At 35.7% G+C, this 17,079-nt stretch carries 20 protein-coding genes; 6 read left to right on the top strand and 14 right to left on the bottom strand.

Annotated elements, in window-relative coordinates:
• Window positions 1-50 precede the first annotated feature (50 nt).
• A complete protein-coding gene (locus ACXYMZ_RS06715; protein WP_458947613.1) occupies window positions 51-236 on the top strand; it encodes a YhzD family protein in 186 nt (61 codons plus the stop codon).
• A gap of 271 nt (window positions 237-507) precedes the next feature.
• Here the strand turns inward: ACXYMZ_RS06715 and ACXYMZ_RS06710 are convergent, their stop codons facing one another.
• The gene (locus ACXYMZ_RS06710; RefSeq protein ID WP_458947612.1) at window positions 508-864 is read right to left on the bottom strand and encodes a YlbF family regulator; all 357 of its coding nucleotides are present in this window, start codon (window positions 862-864) and stop codon (window positions 508-510) included.
• A 229-nt stretch (window positions 865-1,093) separates the two neighbouring features.
• On the opposite strand from ACXYMZ_RS06710, the gene ACXYMZ_RS06705 reads away from it, so the two are divergent.
• Window positions 1,094-2,185 carry an ABC transporter ATP-binding protein gene (locus ACXYMZ_RS06705; RefSeq protein WP_458947611.1) on the top strand — a complete coding sequence of 364 codons (1,092 nt, stop codon included), beginning with the start codon at window positions 1,094-1,096 and terminating at the stop codon, window positions 2,183-2,185.
• A 50-nt stretch (window positions 2,186-2,235) separates the two neighbouring features.
• Here ACXYMZ_RS06705 and ACXYMZ_RS06700 read toward each other — a convergent pair whose 3' ends face one another.
• Together ACXYMZ_RS06700 and fumC are read right to left on the bottom strand one after the other, a co-directional pair.
• The gene (locus ACXYMZ_RS06700) at window positions 2,236-2,439 is read right to left on the bottom strand and encodes a small, acid-soluble spore protein, alpha/beta type (protein WP_458947610.1); all 204 of its coding nucleotides are present in this window, start codon (window positions 2,437-2,439) and stop codon (window positions 2,236-2,238) included.
• 248 nt (window positions 2,440-2,687) lie between these two features.
• Window positions 2,688-4,073, bottom strand: a complete 1,386-nt coding sequence (fumC, locus tag ACXYMZ_RS06695) for a class II fumarate hydratase (RefSeq protein ID WP_458947609.1) — start codon at window positions 4,071-4,073, stop codon at window positions 2,688-2,690.
• Between the two features lie 273 nt (window positions 4,074-4,346).
• On the opposite strand from fumC, the gene ACXYMZ_RS06690 reads away from it, so the two are divergent.
• Complete coding sequence (locus tag ACXYMZ_RS06690; RefSeq protein ID WP_458947608.1) at window positions 4,347-5,261, top strand: zinc dependent phospholipase C family protein; 915 nt, start codon at window positions 4,347-4,349, stop codon at window positions 5,259-5,261.
• Window positions 5,262-5,502: 241 nt separating this feature from the next.
• Here ACXYMZ_RS06690 and ACXYMZ_RS06685 read toward each other — a convergent pair whose 3' ends face one another.
• From ACXYMZ_RS06685 to ACXYMZ_RS06675, 3 genes are all read right to left on the bottom strand, one after another.
• On the bottom strand, window positions 5,503-6,813 hold the full coding sequence (locus ACXYMZ_RS06685) for an MFS transporter (protein ID WP_458947829.1): 1,311 nt from the start codon (window positions 6,811-6,813) through the stop codon (window positions 5,503-5,505).
• Between the two features lie 97 nt (window positions 6,814-6,910).
• Entirely contained in the window at window positions 6,911-8,374 is a 1,464-nt protein-coding gene (locus tag ACXYMZ_RS06680; RefSeq protein WP_458947607.1) for a methyl-accepting chemotaxis protein, read from the bottom strand.
• Window positions 8,375-8,450: 76 nt separating this feature from the next.
• Window positions 8,451-8,678, bottom strand: coding sequence for an IDEAL domain-containing protein (locus tag ACXYMZ_RS06675; RefSeq protein ID WP_458947606.1), 228 nt, complete (start codon window positions 8,676-8,678; stop codon window positions 8,451-8,453).
• 289 nt (window positions 8,679-8,967) lie between these two features.
• Between ACXYMZ_RS06675 and ACXYMZ_RS06670 the strand changes: the two genes are divergently transcribed.
• Window positions 8,968-9,849, top strand: a complete 882-nt coding sequence (locus ACXYMZ_RS06670; RefSeq protein WP_458947605.1) for a cation diffusion facilitator family transporter — start codon at window positions 8,968-8,970, stop codon at window positions 9,847-9,849.
• Window positions 9,850-9,917: 68 nt separating this feature from the next.
• Here ACXYMZ_RS06670 and ACXYMZ_RS06665 read toward each other — a convergent pair whose 3' ends face one another.
• Window positions 9,918-10,211, bottom strand: coding sequence for an AzlD domain-containing protein (locus ACXYMZ_RS06665; RefSeq protein ID WP_458947604.1), 294 nt, complete (start codon window positions 10,209-10,211; stop codon window positions 9,918-9,920).
• The gene (locus ACXYMZ_RS06660) at window positions 10,208-10,936 is read right to left on the bottom strand and encodes an AzlC family ABC transporter permease (RefSeq protein ID WP_458947603.1); all 729 of its coding nucleotides are present in this window, start codon (window positions 10,934-10,936) and stop codon (window positions 10,208-10,210) included. Before ACXYMZ_RS06660 ends, ACXYMZ_RS06665 begins: the two co-directional genes overlap by 4 nt.
• A gap of 107 nt (window positions 10,937-11,043) precedes the next feature.
• On the opposite strand from ACXYMZ_RS06660, the gene ACXYMZ_RS06655 reads away from it, so the two are divergent.
• Entirely contained in the window at window positions 11,044-11,253 is a 210-nt protein-coding gene (locus ACXYMZ_RS06655; RefSeq protein ID WP_458947602.1) for a hypothetical protein, read from the top strand.
• Window positions 11,254-11,281: 28 nt separating this feature from the next.
• On the opposite strand, the gene map is transcribed toward ACXYMZ_RS06655, so the two are convergent.
• The 5 genes from map to ACXYMZ_RS06630 form a co-directional block, all read right to left on the bottom strand.
• Window positions 11,282-12,037: a type I methionyl aminopeptidase gene (gene map, locus ACXYMZ_RS06650; protein ID WP_458947601.1), complete on the bottom strand. Its 756-nt coding sequence runs from the start codon at window positions 12,035-12,037 to the stop codon at window positions 11,282-11,284.
• Between the two features lie 171 nt (window positions 12,038-12,208).
• Window positions 12,209-12,346, bottom strand: a complete 138-nt coding sequence (locus ACXYMZ_RS06645; RefSeq protein ID WP_458947600.1) for a YjcZ family sporulation protein — start codon at window positions 12,344-12,346, stop codon at window positions 12,209-12,211.
• A gap of 83 nt (window positions 12,347-12,429) precedes the next feature.
• Window positions 12,430-13,194 carry a (S)-benzoin forming benzil reductase gene (locus ACXYMZ_RS06640; RefSeq protein WP_458947599.1) on the bottom strand — a complete coding sequence of 255 codons (765 nt, stop codon included), beginning with the start codon at window positions 13,192-13,194 and terminating at the stop codon, window positions 12,430-12,432.
• Between the two features lie 22 nt (window positions 13,195-13,216).
• Window positions 13,217-14,587, bottom strand: coding sequence for a dipeptidase (locus ACXYMZ_RS06635; RefSeq protein WP_458947598.1), 1,371 nt, complete (start codon window positions 14,585-14,587; stop codon window positions 13,217-13,219).
• A gap of 140 nt (window positions 14,588-14,727) precedes the next feature.
• Window positions 14,728-15,537 (bottom strand): YhcN/YlaJ family sporulation lipoprotein, encoded by an 810-nt coding sequence (locus ACXYMZ_RS06630; RefSeq protein WP_458947597.1) that lies wholly within the window; start codon window positions 15,535-15,537, stop codon window positions 14,728-14,730.
• 161 nt (window positions 15,538-15,698) lie between these two features.
• On the opposite strand from ACXYMZ_RS06630, the gene ACXYMZ_RS06625 reads away from it, so the two are divergent.
• Window positions 15,699-15,935 (top strand): YhdB family protein, encoded by a 237-nt coding sequence (locus ACXYMZ_RS06625; protein ID WP_458947828.1) that lies wholly within the window; start codon window positions 15,699-15,701, stop codon window positions 15,933-15,935.
• A 50-nt stretch (window positions 15,936-15,985) separates the two neighbouring features.
• Here the strand turns inward: ACXYMZ_RS06625 and sigI are convergent, their stop codons facing one another.
• Window positions 15,986-16,717 carry an RNA polymerase sigma-I factor gene (gene sigI / locus ACXYMZ_RS06620; RefSeq protein WP_458947596.1) on the bottom strand — a complete coding sequence of 244 codons (732 nt, stop codon included), beginning with the start codon at window positions 16,715-16,717 and terminating at the stop codon, window positions 15,986-15,988.
• Window positions 16,718-17,079: the final 362 nt, after the last annotated feature.

The following is a 17,079-nucleotide window of genomic DNA, read 5'->3' as shown; positions in this document are numbered from 1 at the left end:
CTAGCAGGTGATTTATAATAATATTTAGAATTCGAAAGGAGCGTATACATATGAGAACTTATGCATTAACTGTTTTTAACCAAACCGGCGAAAAATTACTAGACGAAAAATTTACAGCAGAAAATAATGATGAAGCAAAAGAAATTGGTCAAAAAATGCTAGCTGAACATAACTATGAGGAGCATACGCACCGCTGTGTATCACCTGAAGCTAAACTTGTATTATTTCATCGATAACACTCAAAAGCGCAAGCGACCGTTTAACAACGTACAAACTGGAGTACTTCGCAATAGGATAAAGGAAACACGACGAACGTAGAGAGTCGATGTTGACTTTCACCACAAGGGTATAAGTGCGACTAAGCCTCTGTCTTACGCCATTCGGCAAGTCTTCTTTATCGTAATGGAGAAGTGCGAAGTTTGATAGTTGTTGGTCGCTGGAGCTGGACGCGGCCGTCTATGTATTAAGGTAGAAAAAACTCACAGCGCTGAACTGTGAGTTTTTTTCTTAATGTTGTTCTTGATCAAAACCATATACTTCTTCAAGTGGTTTTGTAATAATCGTGCTGATTTCACCGATGATCACGTTTAAACGCTGCTCTTCTTCCATTAATTTAGATATAATTGGGTTGTCTTGTACAAGTTCTACAACACTTCTAGCCTGCTCAACTTCTTCTTCAGAAATTTCAAGACCTTGCATTTGTTTCTCTTGTAGGTTTAACTGAGTATCGCGGAAGTTTTCGAACATTTCCTTTGATTCAGGGTCGCCCATCACTGCTTCGTAAGCTTCTTTCAAGCTTTTGAATTCTTCACTCTCTCTAATCGCTTTTTCTAAGCTGTACGCGTTATCGTAAATATTTGACATTCAATTTCCTCCCATGTTTTTTGACTAACCCCACTATAACAAATCATTAGCTGATTGTATATCATGACAAAGAATTCATTTATAACGAATAATAACTTTTTTAAGTTACTTTAATTGTTATAATGAAAGGAAGGTTTAAAGAATGAGCATACTACAATAAATCACCTTTGCATTATCAATTTTCTAACTTATTTTTTTATATAAAATTTCTATTAAGGGGTTGTAAAATTTGGCGGAGATACGATTTGATAATATTGAGAAGATATTTGGTAAAGATATCCACGCTGTAAAGGATTTCAACCTCTTGATTAAAGACAAGGAGTTTACAGTTTTTGTTGGGCCTTCTGGATGTGGGAAAACTACTACGCTCCGGATGATAGCTGGACTTGAAGAAATAACTAGTGGGGATTTGTATATTGATGGCAGGAAAATAAATGCCCTTCCTCCACAACAACGCAATATTTCCATGGTTTTTCAAAACTATGCGCTTTACCCGCATATGACTGTATTTGAAAATATAGCCTTTGGTTTAAAGCAACGAAAACTCGATAAACAAATGATTAAGGAAAAAGTATATGAAGCTGCAAAGTTACTTGGTATTGAAGCATATTTAGATAAAAAACCTCGAAATCTTTCAGGTGGAGAGAAACAGCGGGTTGCATTAGGGCGTGCTTTCGTAAGAGATGCACATGTTTTTCTAATGGATGAACCATTATCCAATCTCGATGCAAAACTACGTGTACAGATGCGTGCGGAAATTAAAAGATTACATAGAGAAACACAGACTACTATCATCTATGTTACACATGATCAAATAGAAGCAATGTCGATGGCAACAAAGCTTGTCGTGATGAATGAAGGTAGGATAGAGCAAGTTGGAACACCAAAAGAAGTTTATAATCATCCTCAAAGTGTTTTCGTCGGAAGTTTTATTGGTTCACCACCTATGAATTTCATAAATGGAACTTTAAAAGATAGCTATCTTAAAGTGGAGGATGATAAATTAATTCTACCTATAGAGACACTTAAAATGCTACAGCAAGAGGGTTATTTAGGGAAAGATATTATTGTAGGTATTCGACCAGAGGCGATTCAAATTAATAATAATCAAGAAAAAACATATTCAGCGAAAATTAAAGAAGTAGAACAACTTGGAGCTGAAAACCTTCTATATTGTAACTGGAAAAATCAAAATCTCATCATCCGATCGAGTAATCACTTTTCAATAAAGGAAAATGATTTTATTTCTTTTAACTTTTCTTTAGACAAGTTACACTTTTTCGATTCTAAAACGAAAAAAAGAATAAATGAACCTATATAAAAGTGGGCAAGCTATTAAAAGTTTGCCCACTTGTTTGTTATATCATTTAATTATTGTCCGCCACCACTCATTTGTTGCTGTGCAGTACGAACAAGTCTTTTCGTAATCTCACCACCAACAGAACCGTTAGCACGAGATGTAGTGTCTGCTCCAAGGTTAACACCAAACTCTTGAGCAATTTCATATTTCATTTGATCAAGCGCTTGTTGTACTCCTGGAACTAATAATTGGTTTGAATTGTTGTTATTAGCCATGTCTGTCACCTCCTTCTGTAATACTATTGTTCTCACTTCAACTAATCTTATGACAAAAATGCACTGGTAAAATGTAGCTTGTATTCCAATTCACTGTTTTCCAATGAAAATCACCTATATCTTTTAATGAAAAACACTTATCTACCAGGGTTCGTGTTGTAATTAACTTAAAAGCTAGTTCTATAAAAATACATATAATCTAAAAAAATCCCGTTGTTTTTAGTAAACAACGGGATTTTAATATGAATTTATTTCGGATATGTCATTTCTTTTGGCACTACATACTTATCAAATTCTTCTTCTGTTAGTAGACCAAGTTTAACTGCTGTTTCTTTTAAAGTAGAATTCTCTTCATATGCAGTCTTTGCAATTTTAGCTGCATTCTCATAACCAATATGAGGATTAAGTGCTGTAACTAACATTAATGATTCGTTTAAATGTCTGTCGATTGTTTCATGATTTGGTTCAATTCCAACCGCACAACGATCATTGAATGATACAATACTATCTGCTAAAAGCTGTCCAGATTGTAAGAAGTTATATGCGATTACTGGTTTGTATACGTTAAGCTCAAAGTTACCCTGGCTCGCTGCAAAACCAATTGTAGCATCGTTACCCATTACTTGAGCTGCAACCATTGTTACTGCTTCACTTTGTGTTGGGTTTACTTTACCAGGCATGATTGAACTTCCAGGTTCGTTTGAAGGAATTGTAATTTCGCCAAGTCCTGAACGTGGACCACTTGCTAACCAACGAACATCATTAGCAATCTTCATAATGTTAGCTGCTAGTGCTTTTAATGCTCCATGCGCAAAAACAGTTTCATCGTAACTAGTTAACGAATGAAATTTATTTTCCGCTGTAACAAAGTCTTTTCCAGTAAACTCACTAATTTGTTTTGCCACACGTTCTGCAAATTCTGGATGAGCGTTTAAGCCAGTACCTACTGCAGTACCACCAAGCGCTAGTTCTTTAAGTTCTACAACGCTTGTCGTGATCATCGTTTCAGCTTTTTCAAGCATACGATGCCAGCCACTAATCTCTTGACCTAGTGTAAGTGGTGTTGCGTCTTGTAAATGTGTACGACCAATTTTAACGATATCCATAAATGCATCTGATTTTTCTTTTAATGTATTTTTTAATAATTCAACAGCTGGTACTACATGATCTTCAAGCTTTAATACAAAAGCAATGTGCATCGCTGTTGGATATGTATCATTCGAACTTTGTGATTTATTTACATCGTCATTTGGGTGAAGACGTAATTCACTATCTTTTTCTTCTAACCATTGGTTCCCAACAAAACTAAGAACCTCATTGACGTTCATATTAGACTGCGTACCGCTCCCAGTTTGCCAAACAACAAGTGGGAAATGTTCATTAATGTTACCTGCTAGTACTTCGTCAGCTGCATAAGCGATTGCTTCTGCTTTTTCAGCTTCCAGTAGACCAAGTTCACTGTTTACTTTTGCAGCACTCTTTTTAAGAATGGCAAAAGCTTGAATGATTTCAACAGGCATTTTTTCATTTCCAATTGGAAAGTTCTGTTTACTTCTTTGTGTCTGCGCACCCCAGAATTTATCTGCAGGTACATTAATTTCCCCAATTGTATCTTTTTCTACGCGATAGTTCACTTTTGTTTCCTCCCCATAAAATCTTCTACATCCTTTATTGTAACAAATATTTCACAAAAACTATACTAAATCACATCTAAACATCACAAATCACAGGGTTTTGCTATTACTTTTATGATTGACACAAAATTGTACTACTGAAAACGTGAAATATAATTTTTTTCCGTTATAATATTTGGAGTAGATACTTTAACTGGTAGCTTTAGAAGACAAAGAAACACATCATGCAGAAGTCTTCTTATGAATATTAGTCGGATATAAGGAGGTTTTGCTATGCCAAATATATGGACACATATACTTTTTTCTGAGGAAGTATTAGATAAGGTTCCAAACTTGCAGTCAATTGCAAAACATGAGAACTATTTAAAGCTCGGAGCTCAGGGCCCAGATCCATTTTTTTACTATAAATTTTGGCCATGGATTAAAGACGATTCCATACAAGAAGTAGGGATGGCATTACACACGAGGAATTGTGGCGCATTTTTGCAAGAATTAATTGAGTATGCGAAAGATAGTAGTGATGAAGTAAAAGCTTTTGTTCTTGGCTTCGTTACCCACCACGTGCTAGATCGCAATACACACCCCTACATCCACTATCGTGCAGGATATCGAGGGAATGATCATCAACGTCTAGAAGTCCAAATTGACACGCTTATGATGGAAAAGTATCAAAATTTAAAAACTTGGAAAGCACCAGTGTATAAGGAAATTGATCTTGGAAGGAAATTAAACCAAGATATTGTTGAACTTTTATCTTCATCCATCAATAAACATTTTCCTGAGTTAGATCAAAAAGATAGTAACTATATTCAAAAATCGTATCGCGACATGATGCTCGCTTTAAAAATACTTGCAGATCCAACTGGTTTTAAAAACCTTATTCTCGGAAAAATGATCTCTGCTTATTCTCACCGTCCAATTACAAATGATGTAGATTATTTAAACTTAAATAAAACAACATGGTATCACCCAGCAACAAATGAACCATGTAATAAAAGTTTCATTGAGCTTTATAATGAAAGTCGTATGGAGGGTATTGATATTATTACAGAGGTCCAAAATTATTGGGAAACAGAAGCAGAGTACTCAAAAGTAAAACTCAATAATCTTATTAATGATATTTCTTATGATACAGGTAAAGCATTGGATTTAAATTTGGTAAATGTTTATAGTGATCCGATTGTATAAAACCTTGTTTTGAGCTTATACCCGCTTCGGGAATATACTTCGCTTTCCGCGGGCGGCTGGTGAGCTTCCTCGCACGCTTCGCGTACTCCGGGATCTCACCTAAGCCTTTCCTCCCGCTGGAGTCTACGTATATTTCCGAAGCTGATTTTGCACTACTTTTTTTAATTTGTAATCTCAATAATAAATATTTAACTTATCCTAATCTAAAAACAGCGCTCCCTTTCGATGGGGAGCGCTGTTTTTATTTTTTCTCAATATCTACTTGACCTACAACACCTGTTTTTGCTTCTGCTTCTCTAATTCCTTGATCAATATCGACAAATCGTAACATGATAATTCCAGCGATAAAGAAGAATATTAAAGATATAATTCCGTACCGACTGTTACCAGTTATTTGCCCAACGAAAGCAAAGACAAACGGTCCAACGATTGCAGCGAACTTCGATGAAATACCGTAGAAACCAAAGAATTCCGCATGCTTATTATCTGGAATCATTTTTCCGAAAATTGATCTACTCAATGATTGTGCTCCACCTTGAACCATTCCTACACAGATTGCGAGCGTGTAAAAATGCAAGGCGCTTGTCATAAAGTATCCGACAATGGTAATTCCCATGTACACAAATAATGTAATATAAAGTGCCCGCTTTGCTGTAATCTTGGAAGCGATCCATCCAAAGAAGAATGTAAATGGAATTCCAACGAACTGGGTAATTAATAAGGCAATGATTAAATCATTTCCAGCAATTCCAATTTCAGCGCCGTAAATAGTAGCCATCCTCATGATGGTTGAAATACCATCATTATAAAGCCAAAAAGCCGCTAGAAATAGAAGCGCTTGTTTATATTGTCTAATTTCTCTAAATGTGTTTCCTACACGTGTGAAACCTATCGCAATATAAGATCTATCACGTTTTACTTTAACTTTTTTCTCTTCTTTAATATTTTTCAACAGTGGAATAGAGAAAATCAACCACCAAACACCAACGGTTGCGAATGAAATTCTTGTAGCAATAACTGTATCAGGGATACCGAACCAACCTGGGTTTAAAATCATTAATATATTTATAGCTAGTAATAATCCCCCACCAATATATCCGTAAGCATAACCACCTGCCGAGATCTTATCTATTTCATCTTTATTAGCAACCTCAGGCAAGAAGCCATCATAGAAGATATTTGCTGCAGAGAAACCAATTGAACCTACGATAAATAGTGCAGACGCTAAAATATAATCTCCTTCACCAACAAATGCTAAGAGAACACTTGCAATGATCCCCATGAAAGCAAAGAATTGCAGAAACTTCTTTTTAGCTGCAGAAAAATCACTTATAGCACCTAATATTGGTGCGAGGACTGCAACAATTAAAACGGATATAGACTGAGAATAACCCCAATAGCTTGTGGCTAGCCCATCTTCAAGTCCGCTTGCTGCGACGTTTGCATAATAAACTGGTAGAACTGCAGCCATGATGGTTGTTGCAAAAGCAGAGTTACCAAAGTCATACATCATCCAACTTCTTTGCAGCTTCTTTCTATCTTTCAAAACAATCCCCCCTTATTCAATAGTAAGCATAGCAAATAATTTTTATCATTTGTTAAAATTCGTGCAAGTTTTACACTAATTATATAATTGCTTACTACATTGATTAATCACTAGAGGATTCAAGGTCAGCAGCCGTTTGACTTGTCTCTTCTATAATAGATAGAAGATGGTTCATTCTACTTGTTGCTTCATCTGCAAACCCAACAAGGTCTGTTGTAGTCGCAGTTGTCTCTTCAATATGAGCTGCAAGTTGTTCAACTGAATTATCAATTGTAACAGTAGACTTTTGAAGTTCATCCCCTTGTCTAGCTAGGTATTCTAGATATTGAATGAACCCGACAAGTTGCTTTGTAATAATTTCAAAATCTTTCCTAGTTGTTTGTGTTTTATCTTTTGATTTAATAAGATCTGTCATATTTGCATTTAATTCATTTTGTGTTCCGAGAGCATGCTCCTCAATCACTTGAAGGTTCTGTGAGATTTGATTTGCAGTCTGATCAGATATTTCAGCAAGCTTACGAACCTCACCTGCAACAACCGCAAAACCAGAACCAGCATCACCTGCACGCGCAGCTTCAATACTTGCATTTAACGCTAACAGATTTGTCTGTTCAGCAATTTCTCTTATTTTCATTGTGTAGTTATTATTATCTTGGATATTCTGTACTAACGTTTCCATCTTAGTAATTAAACCAGTAAAGGAATCTTGGAATCTTTGCATAAGAACAGATAATTCATCCATTGAAACTTGGCCTCTCGTTGATAATTCTCGAAGCTCAACACCATCATTACGACTTCTTTCAAAGGAAACCAGCATCTTCTCAATCAATTGGCTATTCGTTTCCTTAGCTACTGTTATGTTTTGGGCGGCTTCAGATTGAAGCTCTGTTGCGCGATTAATATCTGTAAATGCTTCCAACATTCTATTCATTGTTTCCGCATTTTTTTCCCCATCTTCTTTGATTTTGTCAGTCTGTGCATTTACCTCCTTTGCCCCTAATCTAACAATTTCTTTTTGATGCTGTAATCGTTCAGAAGCAGCATTACTGGCTGTTAAAGACTCTTCCACGTTATTGAGTAAGCGGTTCGTAATGATTATCTGAATAAATAAGACGAAAAAGATTAAAATAAAAAATACGAGAGATATCGCAGTAGCTCTTGTGTCAAAACCAATTAACTCACCCTTTGTCACAACAAAGAATGTAAGTAATGCTAAACCTAATACTCCACCAGTGATTAGCACTCTACGTGAGAGGGCAATCATTGCAACTGCAAGTATGTAAAAGATAAACAGGATATTTGTTACATAATCTGAAGTTAACATGATACTATAAGTAACCCCAGCAATTGTAATTATGGCTATGTACGGTATTGCGATAGTAAATATATTTCGGTAATGTAGAATTCCAATTATAGTTAAACTAATTCCACCACCAACTACAATTGCTAATATATTTTCTAATGGCGTTTGGACGATGATTTGTGCACCTGCACCTAGAATTACTGAAAAAATCAATAAGTAAAACATAATTTGGTGCTGTTTTTTCATGAAACTTTCTCTATTCATTATTCTCCCCCTATGGTCTAAAAGTTCACAAGCAAAATTATTTTTGCATGATATTTCTCTATCTAATCTTTCATTTTCAAATAAATTCTTTATACGTTTCACTATATTTGCTGAATTTATTTCTATCTCTTGTACGTAAAGCTAAATTAATTTCTTTTTCTAGTTGTTTTTTATTAAAATTAAAACATATCTCGTCCATGATTAAACGTGCTTGTAGCTTCATCGCGAACGGTATTTCTCTTTTAGCTAGGACTGGCTTTCCTTCATATCGAAAAAATAAAATATTTGCATACTCTTTTTTCATTGGAGATGTCCCCTTCCTTTCATTCATTATCCTAAATGTTCAGAAAAAATGCAATCATAATTTTTTAATCTATACAACTTTAGCAACAGAAATATTACAAATCATGTCAGAAGTTGTAGAAAAAGACCTAGTATTTCAACTGAGCTTCATTATTTTTAATATTTTCTTTCATCTGGCTAACATGTTTTGTCCCGTTCAAAAGTGATTACTTGGCGCTTTTCTTTTTCTATAGACCCACTAAGGACCTGTCTGATAAACTAAGTGAATAGAAATAATCGGAGGCGTATGAATGAAACATGCAGATAATCTAAAGTTAGCCGAAAAAGGTGCATGGTTAAGTATCATTACTTATTTAATCCTAGCAGTTATTAAATTGTGGATTGCAAATTGGGGGAATTCTATAGCCTTACGATCTGACGGACTAAATAACACGACAGATGTCATTGCATCCATTGCAGTTCTCGTTGGCCTGCGAATTTCACAAAAGCCTCCAGATAAAAATCATCGTTATGGACATTATCGAGCAGAAACTATTGCATCACTTTTCGCTGCTTTTATTATGATGTTTATTGGAATTCAAGTTATTTATGATACTTTAAAACAAATGATTTTCTACGATCCAGTGCAACCCAATATGTTAACCGCTTGGACAGCCTTAGGATCAGCTATCATCATGTTTGCTGTTTATTTTTATAATTTTCGTCTCTCAAAAAAATTGAAAAGTAGTGCATTGTTTGCGACTGCACAAGATAATCGTTCAGATGCACTTGTTAGTATTGGTGCGTTCATTGGGATTATCGGAGCGCAAATCGGGCTTAGCTGGCTCGATCCGCTTACAGGTACCATTGTTGGTTTAATAATTTGTAAAACAGCGTTTGATATTTTCAAAGATGCCAGTCTAACACTAACAGATGCCTTTGATGACGAAGAATTAATGTTAATACAAAAGAGTATTGAAGGGATAGAGGAAGTTAAGTCCGTTGAAGATATTAAAGGACGAATCCATGGGAGTGAGGGATTACTGGAAATCACCATTCTTCTTGATGCAAGAATCACAGTTGAAGCAAGCCATAAGATAACAGATGAAATCGAAAGTTATTTAGCCGAAAACCATGCCGTCACACACGCACATATTCATATAGAACCATATTTTCCAGATGAAAGTATTTAATTAGAAATTGCGACGAACTTTTATATAGCACAAAAAATCCGCGAGTATTATGCTCACGGATTTTTTATTTATAATGTTAGTAAAAAGACCGTCAAGATTGCACCGACTACAACAATAACTACATTTAAACCGAAGTAGGCGAGAATAATAGCAACTACCCCACCAATTATTCCTACCAGTGGATTACCATCAATAACGGAAAGTATCCCAGGGAAAATTAGTGCTCCAAGCGCTGCATAAGGAATTGCATTCAACCAACGATTGACCCATGGTTTAAATTGAAGTTTATCCACCAGAAAACTCGGAATAACTCTAGGTATCATTGTTACTAAGGACATCCCAATTATAATAAGTAATATCATGCTTCTTCCTCCCTTAGCAAGAACACGCCACTAAAGCCACCGAGGACCGTTCCGATAACGATTGCCCATCCAGAGCTAAGACCTAACTCTACACAAATGAAATTAATCAGCATGGCTAAAACGGCAATTAAACCATATTTCATATTCTTTTTTACGGACGGAATTAGTAAACCAATAAACATTGCATAAAGAGCAATTCCCATACTCTGGCTTAAATTAGATGGAATCACATCTCCCAAAATTCCACCAAGCAATGAACCAAGCACCCAAGATATGTAAGCAATTAAAATAATACCAAAATAAAAATACGCACCGTTTTTTTCTTCTGCTTCTTTTGGATGGAAGGAAGAGACGGCAAAGGTTTCATCTGTAAGTCCCAGTGATAAAGGTGCTTTCCATTTTCTGTCTAGACTGCGCAGTCTATTCATAAAAGAGAGACTCATGACGAAATGCCTGAAATTCAGAACAAATGTGGCAATAATTATTTCAATCATTGTTGCACTTACAGCAATCATATTAACTGCCATGAACTGACTTGCTCCTGCGAAGACAAATGCACTCATTGCAGTAAGCTCGAATAACGACATGCCTGTTTGTTTCGCTAATACGCCATATGTAATAGCTATTGGAAGATATCCTAACATTATTGGAAAGCCTGTAGTTAATCCTTTTTGAAACATTTTTATTCTATTTTGATCTCTTTCTGTGGACACAGCCTTATCCATGATTATCCTCCTTTGTAAGATTGTAAATTGAATTCATTATAACTCAAATTTTGAAAATTAAAAAGGATGGCGTATTTTAATTTTCATTTCTAGAATTGGAAGAATAGTTGCGTCAGGAAAACCAGAAAAGTGATGTTTATTTAGAAGTTGTTGAGCGAATTTGGGGTTGGGTGGAGCGGATTGATGACTTGGTGGAGCGAATCGAGGCTGGTGTGGAGCGGTTTGAGGGGTTGACTGAGCGAATTGAGGTTGGTATCGAGCGGATTGGAAATCGAATGGAGCGAATTAGCTTCATACTAAAAACAACTACACATTAGTTGCATGCGTAGTTGTTTTTAATCATCTTTATTCTTTATCCTGATCTGTTAAAATAATCGGTCCATCTTTTGTAATCACTATTTGATGTTCATATTGGGCTGATCTGCCTTCGTCAATTGTACGTGCTGTCCAGCTATTATCGTCCATCTGACTATGCCAAGAACCTTCATTAATCATTGGTTCGATTGTAATAACCATTCCTTCTTTTAATCGAATCCCCTTATTTGGTAATCCAAAATGTGGCACGTTTGGTTCTTCATGCATTGTTGGACCAATTCCATGGCCTGTAAAATCACGTACTACGGAGAAGCCTTCTCCCTCAGCATATGTTTGAATAGCATGTCCGATATCACCAATTCGGTTTCCTACTTGTGCTTGCTCAATACCTAAGTAGAGACTTTTCTTTGTAACTTCCATCAGACGTAATCCAGCTTCATCAACGTTTCCTACTGCATATGTCCAAGCGGAATCTGCAAGGCCACCATTTAAATTAACAACCATATCGATTGTTACGATGTCTCCGTCTTTGAGTTTTTCATTTCTTGGAAACCCATGACAGATTTCATCATTAATAGATGCACAAGTTGCATATTCGTAGCCATTATAGCCAATTTGTTCAGGTATTGCGCCACGCTCTCGCATGAACTTTTCTGCGAAATCATTGATTTCCATTGTAGTAATTCCAGGTCGAATCATTTTAGCTATTTCTTTATGACAAGCGACAACGATATCTGCTGCTGCTTGCATTTGAGAAATTTCTCTTTTACTTTTTCTTGTAATCATTCCTAGCCTACCTCTCAGTCAATTGTATATATTTTATATGTCACTTTCATCTAAATAATGCACTATCCTATAGTTTATCATAAATTCATCCTGCTATTAAGCAAGGACCCTTTAACACTTAAAAAAACTGGTTCAGCACTCTATATAAGAGTGCTGAACCAGTTGAAGGTTTTACCAGTAGCCGCCTCCACCGTAGCCCCCACCAGATCCTTGGCCAGTATAGGCAGTTCCAATAATTATTAACAAAATAAACAACACGACAAGTAGCGAAAAGCCACCTGATTTAAAGCTTCCACCTTCTTTGCTCATTGCAGTCCCTCCTTATTTTCAAGACTACAATACTGTATGCAGGTCAAAGAAAAAAGGGAGGGCGAATGGCTAGAAAATGTTGACTAAAGATAATTTTTTATATTATATACCTTCCCATTCTTTACGTCTTCATCGGTTATAATATCAATTAAAACACCTGCAACGATGTCTGTCTGCCTCAATAAATCATTGGATTTATATTCTTTAAAACGTTCTACTTCTGCAAATTCATCAGCTGAAGATTTACGAATATTTTCTTGCATTTCTGTATCCATTATTCCAGGACTAAAAGCAATAATTTTATGTCCGGTTTCTAATTCGTCTTGTTCAAGTGCGACTGTTTTAGTGTACATATTCAAGCTCGCTTTTGTAGAGCAATAAGCGCTCCATCCATAGATTGCACTCTCCGCAGCTCCTGAAGATACATTTGCTACGATCATTGGCACACTTTGTTCCGTCGAAAACTTTAGAAGCTTATTTGTTAAAACCATTGGAGCAATTGTATTGATCGTAACATGTGATATGAGCTCCGACGAATCAATTTGCATTGCTTGATTAATTGGATGTACGACACCTGCATTATTAAGCAGATAAAGAGTTTCAATTTGCCCTTCACGCTCTTTAATTACCTCTTGAATATCAACGATTACCTGATCAAGTGATGCAATATCAGACAAATCACAAGAGAAATGTTTATAAAATTTATTGTTTTCAGCTGATAACTTTACAAGTGATGAATTCTCTGTTCGAGAAATGCCGATAACATCTACCCCAGAATCAAGTAATAGCTTTGCAAGTGACGCGCCTAGCCCTCTTGATATCCCAGTAATTATTGCTAGATTTGACAATCGAAATTCCCCCTTCTACCTCTTACTTTGATGTAACTTTTTCCCAATAATAAACCAATGTCTCCATCCCTTTATCAAAGCTATCTAATGGAAAACTTTCATTCGGTGAATGTAAACGATCTTCTGGAGTACCGAATCCAAGAAGCACAATAGGTATCTCATAAATGGCATCAATCCACTCAACTACTGGGATAGAACCACCCATTCTTACATATACTGTTTCTTTTTCAAATGCTTTCGTATAACTTTCAGCAGCTTTTATAATTAATGGATGGTCTGGTGCTACTTTATATGCTTTTGCTGAGAGCTTTTCTTTTTTCACTTTAACAGTTACCCCTTTAGGTGCAGCCTTAAGCACATGATCTTCCAATAACTGTTGGATACGATCAGGGTCTTGACCTGGGACTAATCGACAAGTAATTTTTGCCGTTGCTTCTGAAGGAATAATTGTTTTCGTTCCTTCACCTTGATAGCCCCCATAAATACCATTTACTTCAAAAGTAGGGCGGCCCATTGTATGTTCTTTTGGTGTATATCCTTGTTCGGAAACTGTTTCTGGGATACCTGTAGCAGCAACATAGTCTTCACCTGGTGCTTGCTTCATTAATTCTCTTTCTTCTTCCGTCAATGGTTCCACGCCATCATAAAAACCATCAACTGTAATTACTTCCTCTTCATTTTTCATGGAAGCTAGGATATGACTTAATGCCATCACTGGATTTCTAACTGCTCCACCATACATTCCAGAGTGAAGGTCATGATCTGGACCGGTAACTTGAATTTCAATACCTGTAAAACCCTTTAGTCCATAAAGAATTGTAGGTTGATTTTTTGCTACCATACCTGAATCTGAAATTACTGCAAAATCAGCTTGGAATTTCTCTTTTTGTTCGTGAAGGATATCATATAAGTTCTCACTACCTATTTCTTCTTCTCCTTCAATACAAACTTTTACGTTTACAGGTAGTTTACCTTCTGTTTTTAAGTAAGCTTCAAACACAGCTAGATGCATAAAGACCTGACCTTTGTCATCACTTGATCCTCTTGCATAAAGTCTGCCGTCTCTAACTTCAGGTGAAAATGGCTCACTATCCCATTGTTCGATTGGATCTACTGGTTGAACATCATAATGTCCATAAAGTAAAACGGTCGGTGCATCTTTGCCTGCTCCATTATATTCAGCATATACAAGCGGGTGCCCTGCTGTTTGTTGTTTTTCGATACTTTCAAAACTCAACTCTTCTAAGTAGTTCACTAAAAAATCTGCTGCTTTATCAACGTCTTGTTTGTATTTACTATCTGTGCTAACACTAGGGATTGATAAAAACTCATTTAACCTTTTTAATAAATCCTCGCGATTTTCCGTTAAATATCCAATTGCTTTTTCACTCATTACCCAGTCCCCCATTCGTTTATATAAAAATAAGTATAAGTAAATGATACACTATATTTTTGATATCTTAAAGAAACGAGTCGATTCCATGAAAAAACATGTCAACAACTTTTGTTGTTGACATGTTTTTTAAGCTTGGTTTATCGTTGGTTATCGGGGAAAATTCTTTCGATCATTGTTCCCATTTGATCAAACAATCCTTCAATTGGCTGTCCTTGGTCAACATCATCTGCATAGTTATTCGCTAAATCTAAAAAGTCAGGGTTCGTTGAGACATATACATGTTCAATATTTCGATCAACCGATCTTACGATATCGGCAATTTCACCTTTTATATTATCAGGTACATCATGGTCACGGTTATTCGTACGTGTCATATTACCTCGATTATTTCCACGATTGTTGTCACTATCTATTCTTCCATCGTCTCTTGTGCTAATATTTCCATCATGGTTTCCACGGTTGTTGTTTCGATTCATATTTCCGTCGTTGTTTCCACGGTTATTGTTTCGATTCATGTTCCCATCGTTATCTCCACGATTATTCGTACGACCGATGTTCCCGTGGTTATTTCCTTGGTTGCGATTATCAGAGTCAAGTTGTACGGCGACATATGCATTATTGTCAGTTGTTAAAACATATGCTCTTTCTACATTGTCGACTTCTTCTGAAATTTTTTCTGCGGCTTCTTCAGCAATTTCATATCGAGAATTATTTCGTCCTTGACTCATGCGATTATCACGACCATCACGATCTCTGTTCTGGTATCGCTCTGCGTCTCTATCCATCATAAAATCTCGATTGTTTACCATGCCATTTCCTGTTTGGTTACCGAAATTTGCTGGATCGATATTTGGATTATCAGTACCTGTTCCAGTATCATTTGTTCCCTGACAAGCCATTAATGCAAATACGAGTATCATAAGAACCCCTAGGATTTTTAACTTCATTCATTTATACCTCCTTCAATATTTGCCTTTAGTATGTTACAGGCATAGGAGAATATGCTTTGAAGTGTCATCCTTTTTTTGGAACCAAGCCCAGTTTTCTTGTGGGAAATCAGTTCAAGTTTTAGGGAACAATAAAATGAAACTTCTAGTTAGGAGGGAATATTGTGATTCCTGATTATGACAAAGCTTTATATTACACGTTATGGGGTCAATGGGATGAACTGCTTGTCCTGATGGTTCGCACGAGGGATGATATCCTCTCTAAAAGAATTGAGAAATTTCTCAATGCGTATCACTATTCATTAGAAGAAGAACAAATTATTCAATCACATGATCAGCTCATTTATTATTTGGATCATGCCATGAAAGATGTAGAAATGCTGACTTTAAAAGTCTAAAGCATTTAATAATTAAATTGGGTTCATCTGCTTAGAGATGAACCCAATTGTTACTTACCTTTATCTTTAATATATTCTTCTAAATATATGAAGTTTCCATTAAGTACGATGAAAACAGCTAATATATACTTACGGTTTCTTTCTAAGGTTTTCTTACTAAGGTGCACAGACTTTTCTAATCTTTTCATTGGTAATTTCTTTTTCGATAATACATATTCACGCATTGCTTTATCTTTTGTTAGCGTTCTTGCAACACATACTGCGTTATCTCTTGCATCCCAATGTTTCGGCGCTATTTCTTCAAGTTCTGCGATACATAAATTATATTCACGGAGCTTCGTAATATACTCTATAATTTCTTCGTGAAGTCTAGAAGTATCACGTTCTTCATCGTACTTTGTTAAGACCGCTACTATCTCTGCTGGATTTTCCATTAAATCTTCATCGTAATATTGGTCAAATGAAATCGCCTGTTGACGACGGGCCTGATACCTTATATAGTCAATTACTTTTCTTTTAATAATCAGCTTGGCAAACGAAAGAAATGTACTTCCTTTGTTTTTTGCATAAAGAAAAAGTGCTTCATTAAAAGCATAGAGACCAATACTAAATTCATCATCCTTTTCTGGATTAATAAATCGCTTACAGACTTCAGATACTGTTTTTGCAATAAATGGTTGATACGCTTTTAATAAATAATTTTGTAAGTCTTTATTGCCTTGCTGAATTTGTTGTACAGTATCTTCAATAGATGGTTGTTCTGTGAAATCAATCATTTCCATTCACGCACCACCCCGTCACTTGGATAACGTTTATTTTTCTCTACAATTAAATTAAAATTCTCCCCATTATTTCTCATCTCTCATACCTACCATCACTTGTTATAAATTGAAGTAATTGTGAAAACTCTTTGATTTTAAGAAAATTATTCCATTTATTTCTCTTTTTCATTTCTAAAATCCAGAAATATCAACAATCAGCTTTAACAAAGCCAATTGATTAAGAAAACTTTTCCTAAATCTAATCCTATATGAATTGATGGGTTTAAGCTATAACAATAGGCTTACAATTAAATTAAAAAAATATTACTATTTATTACATCTAAATGAATGTCTTGGAATTAATATGAAAAAAGCATCAACCT

The organism is Oceanobacillus sp. CAU 1775 (genome assembly GCF_054482815.1).
Note: the sequence above shows the minus strand (reverse complement) of the source record. Positions and strands in the feature narration are given on the sequence as shown.